Source organism: Oribacterium sinus (assembly GCF_963537195.1).
GTDB lineage: Bacteria > Bacillota > Clostridia > Lachnospirales > Lachnospiraceae > Oribacterium > Oribacterium sinus_A.
Genome location: NZ_CAUTEG010000084.1, coordinates 1 through 10431, shown reverse-complemented (window position 1 = coordinate 10431; position 10431 = coordinate 1). Strand labels below are relative to the sequence as shown.

The following is a 10431-nucleotide window of genomic DNA, read 5'->3' as shown; positions in this document are numbered from 1 at the left end:
CACGGACTTACGAGAGGCAAAGGAAGAGTCGGAGAACTCTTACCATGCCCTAAAGGACGCCGGAAACAGCCTTTTGGATTCCTTGGATGCCTCTCAGCAATCCTTGGAAACGATGCGGAAAAACATTAATAACAGCGAGGCTCTTCTAAGGAAAACTCAGGAAGAAGGAAGAGATTATCAAAACAGTCGAGATCAAATCTATCAGGATATGGAGACTGTGAATAGCAGCATCAGCCCTCTTACGGGAAATGTGGAGGATTTCAACGGACTGAGTCGGGATACCAAGAACAATATCAGTGAAAGCCAGAGCAATATGAATCGTTTGCAAAATGCCATGCTGGAGTTGGAGGATTCTTTGGTGGCCCTTCGGGGAGATGTACCCGGTCAGACAGAAATTGATAAGGCACAGCAGAGTCTTAGTCAGGTGGAAGCCTTACTTTCCGCAAAAAAGCAGGGATCCGTACAGAACAGCTTAGCGAATTTATCGGCTAAGCTGGAGGGTTCTCCTTTGAAGGATCAGATTATGGCTCTGGTTCAGGAATATATTTCTATGCAGGCAGAGGAGGCCGGTACAGAGGCGGAGATGCAGAAGCTTGCAATGGAAAAGCTAAGTCCTGCCTTAAAGGAATTTTCCTCCAATGCCCATTCCGGACTGACAAACTCTAAAGAGAGTCTTTCCGTTTTGGAAGACAACATTGAAGATGTGAAGAGATTGCAGGAGACCCTGAAAAGCTATGCGGAGAAGGGAGAGGAAACCGGCAGGAACTTAAACACGCTTTTGGAGAACAGTCAGAAAACCATGGAGGATTTACGAGGAACCCTGCAAGAACAGGATGCTTACCTTCGAGGAAAGAGAGAGGAGGCCTATTCTTCTATTGAAAATAATTTAAATGCTACCGAGAAAATGCTGAAAAACGGAGAGGCTGTTTTGGATTCTACCGGAGCTGTTCGTAATGCCAAGGGAGAGTTGGAAGCCCTTGTGGAGAAGAAGTGGGATGAAAATGTAGGGGAAAAGTCCAGTGTTTTGGAAATTGATCCTAACAGACCCATTGAGTCCTTAATGCCTTCCGAAAATGACAATATTGTGGATGTGGCTGTGACCTTACGTACCGAAGAAATCAAAGAAGTAAAGGAAGAAACGGTAAAGACTAAAGAAACGAAAGAGCCTAGCCTCTGGGATAGACTGAGACAAGTGGCAAACAAGGTATGGAAAGGAATCACCTCTATTTTCAAAGGAGGGAAGTAAATGAGTATTAGCGAAAAATGTGCAGATTTTATTGTTAAATATAGAGAAAAAATCAGTCGAGTTTTCTGGGGGCTCTTAGGCATTTCCCTGATTCTTTGCCTCTTTGTGCAGATAAATTACGACTTAAGTAAGTATCTTCCAGAGTCTTCTCTGACGCAGCAGGGAATTCAGAAGATGGAGGATAGCTTCGGCTATCCCGGAACAGCAAGAATCATGCTGAAGGATGTTTCCATGGGAGAAGCCCTTTCCTATAAGGAGCAGATAGAGCATATTTCCGGCGTAGACCGAGTGAGTTTTTCCACAGGCTCCAAAAGTGCCTATGCTCCTGAATTTATGGAAGAAAAGGAGAAGGAAAAGGATTTAGATTATAAGGACGGAAACGCCTTATTTCATGTAGTCTTTGTAAATGGAGACAGTGACGTACAAACAAAGAAGACCCTTAGGGAAATCGAAAGCCTTTTGGGAGACAAGGCGGTGTATGCAGGCCTTGCCGTACAAAGTAAGACGGTGGAGGAACAGGTAAGCAGCCAAATGGGCTTGATTTTAGGCCTGGGACTTGGCTTTATTTTCCTGATTCTGATTATAATGACCAATTCCTACGGAGAGCCCTTCTTATTCCTGATTACTATTTTGCTGGCGGTGGGACTAAACCGGGGTACCAACGTGTTTCTGGGAAAGGTATCTTTTATCACCAATAACGTTGCGGCAATTTTGCAGATTGCAGTATCCATGGACTATGCCATCTTCTTGCTTCACTCCTTTGAAACCGGTCTTGAAAAAGGGATGGATAAGGAAAAAGCCCTGTCCTATGCGGTAGGAAAGTCCTTAAGCACGATTTTAGCTTCTTCTCTAACCACTGTAGGAGGTTTTTTGGCCCTATGTGCCATGAGCTTCGGCATCGGTAAGGATATGGGAATCGTGCTGGCGAAGGGTGTGGTATTCAGTCTTTTAACGGTTATTTTCTTTATGCCGGCTCTTCTGCTTAGAATGTGGAACTTTGTGGAAAAGACAAGACATAAGTCCTTCGTGCCCTCTTTTAAGCCCTTGGCAAAGTTTGCTTATAAACTTAGTCCCCTTGTGCTGATCCTTACTATTCTATTGGTTTATCCCTTAAATATCATGCAGGGGATGAATGACTTCCGCTTTAGTAACGGTGCGGTGGTCAAAGGGGAAGGCACGGAAATTTCCAAGATGGAGGAGGAAATCAATGCCGTTTTCGGAGAGGAAAATCTCTTAGTTGCCATTTATCCGGAGGGAAGAAACGACAGAGAGAAGGCATTGGGAAATCTTTTAACTTCCCTTCCTTACGTGGAAAATGTGCAGTCCTTAAGTGCGTTATTACCGGAGGGAGTACCGGAGTTTATGGTGCCGAAGTCCTCTTTAGATTTAGTCAGAAAAGACGGCTACAGCAGAATGGTCATTACCTTAAACCTTCCCGGAGAAAGCCAGGAATCCTATAAGGCAGTAAACACCATTCGACAGATTCTGAAGGTTTACACCGGAGAGGACAGCTATCTGGTGGGAGATACCACTGCCACCATGGATATGGAAAATATCCTCCGCACAGATAATGCCAAGGTAAATACCCTGTCCATGATTATCATCTTCCTGGTAGTTATGCTTTCCTTTAAGTCGGTAGTCTTTGCCGTAGTGGCAATGATTCCTATCGAATTGGCCATTATGAGCAATATGTCCTTCTCCTTCCTGGAAGGCACCAATATGATTTTTATCGGCTATGTTATCGTGTCCAGTATTCAGCTGGGCGCAACGGTGGACTATGCCATTTTGACCTTGGATCACTTTAAGGAAGAAAGAGAGAAAAAGAGCAGAAAAGAAGCCATTATTGCTTCCATTGAAAAGAGCCTATCCTCCCTCTTTGTTTCCGGAACCATTCTGGCGGTGGTCGGCTATGTGATTTCCTTTATCTCCTCCGTCCCCGCCATCGGCCAGCTGGGAAAATTGATCGGAAGAGGCGCCGTATGTTCCCTCTTCTTCGTAATCTTCCTTATGCCCTCCCTATTGGGAATTTTGGATAGAGTACTGATTTTTGCAGAAAAGAAAAAGAAGGCGGTGAAGAGTAAAGTTGCCGGCGCTGTTGTAGTATAGACCTGTATTAGGGTCATGCTTGCACTCAGCAGCCTTTCGTAGTGAAGGACTACAATTATTATACAAGATACGCTTTGATGCAGCATATCCCTGTAAGTGGGGCACGCTCTCGCTAACCTCGCCTCGTAGCGGATACTAAGCGAAAAACACAGTTTCTGTGTTTTTCGCAAGTACCGACGGGCTCAGATTGCCCCTTTTACAGGGATATGCTGCATCAGTCGCTGAAACTTGTTGTTTTTTATAGTCCTTCACTTCCTCACTTCCTCACTTCCGACAAGTACCGACGGGCTCAGATTGCCCCTTTTACAGGTCTATATGGCATCAATCGCTTTAATTGTTGGAATTATATTGCCCCTTACTTACCGTGATTCTTTCGCTTTCGAGAAGTTTCGGCGGGCTCAGATTACCCCTTTCATAGGTTTATATTGCATCAATCACTGAAACTTGTTGTTTTTTACAGTCCTTCACTTCCTCACTTTCGACAAGTCATGACGGGCTAAGATTGCCCTACCTACAGACCTATGCTGCATTAGGTGGCTTATTACAGCCCTTCAATTTGTCGCGGAGGATTTGTAAAGGGCATGAGGCTTTTGCTATAGAGAGAATAAAATGAATTTTGTATAATACTGTTGCACAATCAGTGAAAACTTGTATATGCACAGGAGATTCATTATGACGAGAGAGGAAAGAGCAGAAAAGTGGTTTTCCAATATATCCGGTGCTGAATCCATCAGCATAGAAAGCAAAATAGAAATATGTGATAAGGCTGCAAAGAGAATGATGATTATCATTTTGGGCTTATTGACTTTAGAGTTCATTTTGCTATTCGTTGTAGGAGGAGAAATCTTCACTAGGGTAGCAGACTTTTTGAATCGCATTTCGGAAGGCGGACATACGGGAAATCACTCTCAAGGTCTTGCACTTACAGGAATCATTGTGTTCTTACCTGTTTTTATAATCCCTTTGACGGCTGCTTTTAGCTATAAAAATAATTATCTTAAAGCTGAACTGGCTAAGATTGTGACCAGTAGAGAAAATACTGCTGGCAAAGAGTCGGCTTTGCCAAGTTTTACTAAAGAAAGTGAAAGCGATATTCTCCATTTTGATACTTTGAATTTCAAATTAGCGATTATTCAAGTCTTGATGTATGACCTGCATTTGCTGAAGCCGGAATTTGATATCTATGCTTTTGCCGACCAATATAAAGGCAAAAATATCGATACGGACAGTGATGCCATTATAGAACCTGCGATGAATTTCTTTAAGGAAATGGAAATTCCAAAGAACTTTGCCCCCTATGTGGAAATGCTCTACATGGACGGCGGGAATGATGTGTACATGAACATTATTCCCCAGTGGGATGGAGAAGACGACAGTTTTGACCTAAATGAAATCACTTTGGAAGAACTACAGCAATTTCCAAATCTAAAAAAAGCTAACCTTATGAGCAGTGATTTTGATAAGGTAAAAGAAGTATTCGAGGCTGCAAATATTGCAGTAGAACCGCTTTAACAATGAAAACAAATGATAGTATTAGCAAAGTTGGTAAGGAGATATGTAAAGTATGGGAGCGTTCTAAGCTCTGAGGCAGTGAAGGACTATAAGAATCCCAAAGCTAAAGCGATTGATCCAGTATAGGCCTGTAAAAGGGCAATCCAGTCCACCGCACTTACTGAGCACAAGAGCAATGAAGGACTATAAGAATCTCACTATGTCGCAATAAGCCATGTGATTAAAAAGCTTGTCAGAACCATCTTTCGGATGGAAATAACCCATACGTCATATCAGCCTTTATAAGTTAAATTAGCTCATAATCTTTTCTGAGAGCATCATCGCTGATGCTCTATTCGTCATACAGTTTTCAATGTACTAATCTATCTAAAATACGTTTCCGTATTTTATTCTAAAAATCTTAATCTTATGCTTGACTATTAATAGTTAGTCTTTCGTTAAAATAAAAAAGAGATATCATTTCTGCTATCCCTTTCAAAGTGTCACAATTAAAATTTTAAGTCTTTTGAAATATCTTCTATATTTCTATAATGATTTTCTATTTCTTCTTGCTTCTTTCTTTTTAATTGTTCTTCTCTTCTTCTATATTGTTTTTCTTCTTCATTTGTTTTTTCTACACACAAGATTAAGGTATCTCTATGATATTGTTTTACCTCTTCGATTGTTGTTCCATCTAAAATGATTTTATCAGATTCAACTCTAGCTATTCCAGGTCTATGCATTGATGTAAAACTTGGTGGGTAATTCCAATTTCTTAAAAACAATTCAGACCATGTGCTAGTTGGTTTGCTAGATAATCTAAAATGGATTCTATACAAAGCAGAACCTCTTGTTCCATCATTTTTTGGCAAGGTAACTTCATTTGTTATAATGCCCACTATTTTTATATCGTCTCCCTCAATTGTTATTGGTTCATATTCATCAACATAATATGGTCTTATACCTACTTTAGGTTTCTTTTTAACTTTAAATATTGATGCAATAAGATCCTTATATGAATCTTCATTAAATGGATTACCTCTTAAATCTATTGCAAGTTTTCCATCTAGGTAAGTAGGCAAAGCTGAATTAAAATCTCCTTGTCTAATGACTGGAATAAACTTCCTATCATTGTGATTATTGTAGAGTTCCGCAGATATTATATGACTTTCATAACCTACACCTTTTTCTCTATTATTAGCTTTCCTTTTATACTCTTCAGTGCAAATTATAATTACATAATCACTATCTCTTATCGAGCTTTCCATAAATTTTGGAAGTCTATCCCCTGGACTTACATCATAGCTATCTATTATGGCTTCAATACCATCTGCTAACAATTTATCTGCTAGAGATTTAACCCAATCAGAGTGTTCTTTGCTTTCCCACGAATATGATATAAATACTTTTGGAATATTGTTTTCTATCATTTAACACCTCATTAAAATAAATCTTCTAGCCTTTTCCAGTTTTCATTATTCATTTCTTTTGTGTAGTTTGTATTGTTAATATAAAGTCTTGTATCTTTATCTCTAACAAACCCCCAATTTATTTTACGCCTATATGCGTAATCCTTAAAAGCATAGAATTTATTTTCGATTTGCTCATCAATATTTTCCAGCTTACCTTTCTTTACCATATCCTTAAGTTTCCTTGAATTAGTTTTTCTTTTTTCACTAATATAATCTGCAAGTGGTTGGCTTTTTTCATCGGCATCTTCTATAATCTTTTTCATAGCTTTTAAAATAGCCTTTGCTGAATACTGAGCCACTTTTATCTCAATATTTATAGCCTTATTATTAACTTCATCATTTACCATATAGGTGACCTCCTTTCCGGTAAAAATAAAAAAGCGGCCCAGACTTTTACATCTGAACCGTTAAAATTTTAATTCTATAGTTTTTTATTATTTTTAATTTTATTACTGTTGTGACGTACTTTATAAATTATGTTTCGCAAACTTTTGTTTGCTTTTTAATGCCTTATTGATGGTTTCTTGAATAAAAGGACTACAGCATTTTCCCAAAGGATTGTTAATTTCGCACTTTCCATTTTTCATTGCCCCTGTAAGTCTAATAATATCTTTAATATTCTTTGCACCATCATCTAAAACAGCGTTTATAATTTGTTGCTCTGTAACTTGGTTGCAATAGCATATATATTTGGGATTTGCATCCTTTTTAAACCATATAGGAACTTTTACATCTTCCTTATAAAAAACTCTTTCATTGTTTAAGTTATAATACACGACATCACAATCTTCATTCATACATAAATAGTAAGTTTCTTCATCTACAACCTTTCCCATAAGGTTTTCTGATACCATATGCTTTACAGTTATATTCTTAACCTTTTCTCCTCTTTTGTGACATTTGGGGCAATTTGCTTTTTCTTCCACTGTACCAGTGGTTTTTTGTATTGAACCTCAGCAAGATTGACTTATCTTATTTTCTTGACTCACTTTATTTCCTCCTTTCTAAAAAATATTTTCTTCATTTTATTCCACCTCATTTCTATGAATTTCTATAACATCTTCAATTCTGCAATCCAATGCCAGGCAAATCTTTTCTAATGATTCTAAGTTCACATAAGAGTTTTTGCTCATTCTAGAAACTATGTTACTTGTTATGTTTGCAGCTCCTTTTAAGTCTTCTTTGTTCATTTCTCTTTCTACCAATAAGTGCCATAATGGTTTATAAGAAATTGCCATATTATTACCCCTTATCCGTTTTATTGTTAAGATATATTATATCATAAATAGGCTGATAAGTCACTTTAGCCTATTTTATACTTGTGCTTGCGTTAGTATTTATTGAGATAGTCCTTGTTTTTTTCCTTGTCCCACTTGGAACTGCTCCAAATCCCTGAACCATAGAGCAGTGAAGAACTGTAAGAATTCCAAAGCTGAAGCGATTGATGCAGTATGGGCCTGTAAAAGGGGCAATCTGAGCCCGTCGGTACTTGCGAAAAACACAGAAACTGTGTTTTTCGCTTAGTATCCGCTACGAGGCGAGGTTAGCGGGAGCGTGCCCCGCTTACAGGTCCATACTGCATCAGAGCGTAGCCCTTCATTGCTTATAGTTCTTCGCTACGAGGCTTCCACCTTGATTCGTTTGGAAAAACCCTCTATAATACGCCTTGTGCTTTAAGCGAGCTTAAGAATAGAGAGGGTATTAGTATGTGGTTAATTGCTGGACTGGGAAATCCGGAGAAAAAATATGTGGGCACCAGGCATAATGCCGGCTTTGCGGTGATTGATGTGCTTTGTAAGGAGCTGGGCAATCTGTCTTTGGAAAGCACCAAATTTCGCGGTGCTTATACCAAGACCAGAATCGGTAGCGAAGAGGTGCTTCTTTTAAAGCCTCTTACCTATATGAACCTTTCCGGGGAGTCCATCGTGCCCTTGGCTCAGTATTTTAAGATTCCCAATGAGCATATTTTGGTGCTTTCCGATGAAATATCCTTTGCACCGGGAGACATTCGCATCCGGAAGAAGGGTTCTGCCGGAGGCCATAACGGGCTGAAAAATATTATCGCTCACCTGCACAGCGAAGAGTTTCCTAGAATTCGTTTAGGGGTGGGAGCCAAGGGAGAGAAGGAAGATCTGGCTCACCATGTGCTTTCTCCATTTTCCAAGGCAGAACAGGCGGAGATGGAAGATGCCTACGAGAGAGCAGCCAAGGCTTGTATCGCCATCGTGGAAAAGGGTATCGATCAGGCGATGAACGAGTTCAACCAAAAGAAGAAGGGAAAGGAAGAGGCTGATGCATAATCTGGAAAAAATGCCGGAGGAAGGCATTCTTCTACCGAAAAATCCGGCGAGTAAAACCCGGATTTTTTTTGAACTTACGGAGGCTTTGGAAAAGAAAGAGCCTTTGTTTGTGGAGGGGATTTCCGACTCTCTAAAGTCCCTTTTGGCTCTTGGTTTTCGGGGTAAATGGATTCTTTACCTTTGTAAGACGGAGGAGCGGGCAAAGGAGATTCTTCAGGACGGTAAAATCTTTGCGGAGAACTGCGTCTTATTTCCGGCGAAGGACTACCTCTTTTATAAGGCGGATACCAGAGGAAACTATATCAGCAGGGAGCGAAGCGAGTGCCTTCGGCAGCTGGTGGAGGAAGAAGAGGGGATGGTGGTGACCACCCTTCCGGCCATGCTGGAAAAGCTAGAGGGGAAAAATGCCTTCCGCCAGGCGGTGTTTACGGTGCAGCTGGGACAGACACTTTCTTTGGAGAGCTTACAGGACAGCCTGCATTCTCTGGGATACCAAAGGGTGGACCAGGTGGAAAGCAGAGGGGAATACTCCCTTAGGGGAGGAATCCTGGATGTCTTTTCCAATCAAATGGAGGAGCCCCTTAGAATAGAATTTTTTGATGATGAGGTGGATAGTCTTAGATATTTTTCTTTGGAAAGCCAGCGTTCTTTGGAACAGGTGGAGGAAGCCAATATTTACCCGGTTTCCGAGCAGGGAAAGCCCTCTTCCTTAAAGGCTTTTTCTCTTTTAGACTATCTTCCCAAGGATTGTCTGGTGATTGTGGATGAGCCGGTGCGGGTTTTGGAAGAGGGAAAGAGGGTAGAGGAGGAATTTATCGCCTACTTTTCCCAAAGAGCTGAAGTGGAAAAAGCGGAGGCGGAGAGTCAGGGACGAAAGAAAGGAAAATTTGAAAAGCTTGAGGAAGAAAAGGACCAAACGCCATTAGATCTTTTCTCTGTTAGAACGCTTATGGAGGAATGTGCCTCACGCCCCATTTTCTTCTTTTCAAGCCTTGGAGGCCTTTCTGAATGGAGTGAGGTCTTTGAAAATCCGTTAAAATCCATTTCCGTGGAATGTAGAGAAATCCCCTTCTACGGCAAGCAGTTTGCCCAGTTTAAGGGGGACATGGAAAAATATAAGAAGGAGAAGGTTCGAATTTCCCTGTATTCTCCTTCCCAAAGTAGGGCCTCCCGTCTTGCGGAAGAGCTAAGACAGGAAGGGCTTTCCGCTTATTGCCCGGATACTATGTCGGAGGACAGGGAAGAAGAGGAAAATCCGGGAAGCATTCGGGTTCTTCCACAGTACCTTCGAAAGGGCTTTTATTTGCCTCAGGAAAAAATCCTGGTAATGACGGAGCAGGACCTATATGGGCAAAGTCTTGCAGGGAGAAAGCGGCGTAAGAAAAAGCAGGTGGAAAGCCTCCATATCGGTTCTTTGACGGAGCTTCATAAGGGAGACTATGTGGTGCATGAAAGCCACGGTATCGGTATTTATGAGGGAATTGAGCGAATCGTAACAGACGGGGTCAGCAAGGACTATTTAAAGATTCTCTACGGAGACGGGGGGAATCTGTATTTGCCGGTGAATAAATTGGACGGTATTGAGAAATATGCCGGAAAGGAGGCAAAGGCTCCCAAATTAAATCGTTTAAACGGTTCCGAATGGCAGAAAACCAAGTCCAAGGTGAAGGGAGCAGTGCGGGAAATTGCGAAAGAACTTCTGGCTCTCTATGCCAAGAGACAGCAGGAACGGGGCTATCCCTTTGGAAAGGATACGGTTTGGCAGAGAGAATTTGAAGAGGCCTTCCCCTACGAGGAAACCGGAGACCAGCTTTTG

8 protein-coding genes and 1 pseudogene are annotated in these 10431 nt (G+C 41.1%); 5 read left to right on the top strand and 4 right to left on the bottom strand.

What is annotated here, in order from left to right; translation table 11 throughout:
- The 3 genes and pseudogenes from RYL27_RS09010 to RYL27_RS09000 all read left to right on the top strand — a co-directional run.
- A pseudogene (locus RYL27_RS09010) lies at positions 1–1246 on the top strand (hypothetical protein); the annotation flags it as partial.
- Positions 1247–3352: an efflux RND transporter permease subunit gene (locus RYL27_RS09005; protein ID WP_314966688.1), complete on the top strand. Its 2106-nt coding sequence runs from the start codon at positions 1247–1249 to the stop codon at positions 3350–3352. It begins immediately after the preceding pseudogene.
- A 672-nt stretch (positions 3353–4024) separates the two neighbouring features.
- Entirely contained in the window at positions 4025–4864 is an 840-nt protein-coding gene (locus RYL27_RS09000) for a DUF6892 domain-containing protein (RefSeq protein ID WP_183681426.1), read from the top strand.
- 488 nt (positions 4865–5352) lie between these two features.
- On the opposite strand, the gene RYL27_RS08995 is transcribed toward RYL27_RS09000, so the two are convergent.
- The 4 genes from RYL27_RS08995 to RYL27_RS08980 form a co-directional block, all read right to left on the bottom strand.
- Complete coding sequence (locus RYL27_RS08995) at positions 5353–6273, bottom strand: toll/interleukin-1 receptor domain-containing protein (protein WP_007156675.1); 921 nt, start codon at positions 6271–6273, stop codon at positions 5353–5355.
- A gap of 11 nt (positions 6274–6284) precedes the next feature.
- On the bottom strand, positions 6285–6662 hold the full coding sequence (locus RYL27_RS08990) for a hypothetical protein (RefSeq protein ID WP_007156674.1): 378 nt from the start codon (positions 6660–6662) through the stop codon (positions 6285–6287).
- A 120-nt stretch (positions 6663–6782) separates the two neighbouring features.
- Entirely contained in the window at positions 6783–7286 is a 504-nt protein-coding gene (locus RYL27_RS08985; protein ID WP_308578797.1) for a Csac_0668 family 2Fe-2S cluster-binding (seleno)protein, read from the bottom strand.
- A 54-nt stretch (positions 7287–7340) separates the two neighbouring features.
- Positions 7341–7553, bottom strand: coding sequence for a helix-turn-helix domain-containing protein (locus RYL27_RS08980; protein ID WP_007156672.1), 213 nt, complete (start codon positions 7551–7553; stop codon positions 7341–7343).
- Between the two features lie 468 nt (positions 7554–8021).
- Here RYL27_RS08980 and pth point away from each other — a divergent pair, with 468 nt between their 5' ends.
- Positions 8022–8615: an aminoacyl-tRNA hydrolase gene (gene pth, locus RYL27_RS08975; protein WP_314966685.1), complete on the top strand. Its 594-nt coding sequence runs from the start codon at positions 8022–8024 to the stop codon at positions 8613–8615.
- On the top strand, positions 8608–10431 hold a 1824-nt coding region (locus RYL27_RS08970), incomplete at its 3' end, for a CarD family transcriptional regulator (RefSeq protein ID WP_314966682.1). The genes pth and RYL27_RS08970, both read left to right, overlap by 8 nt.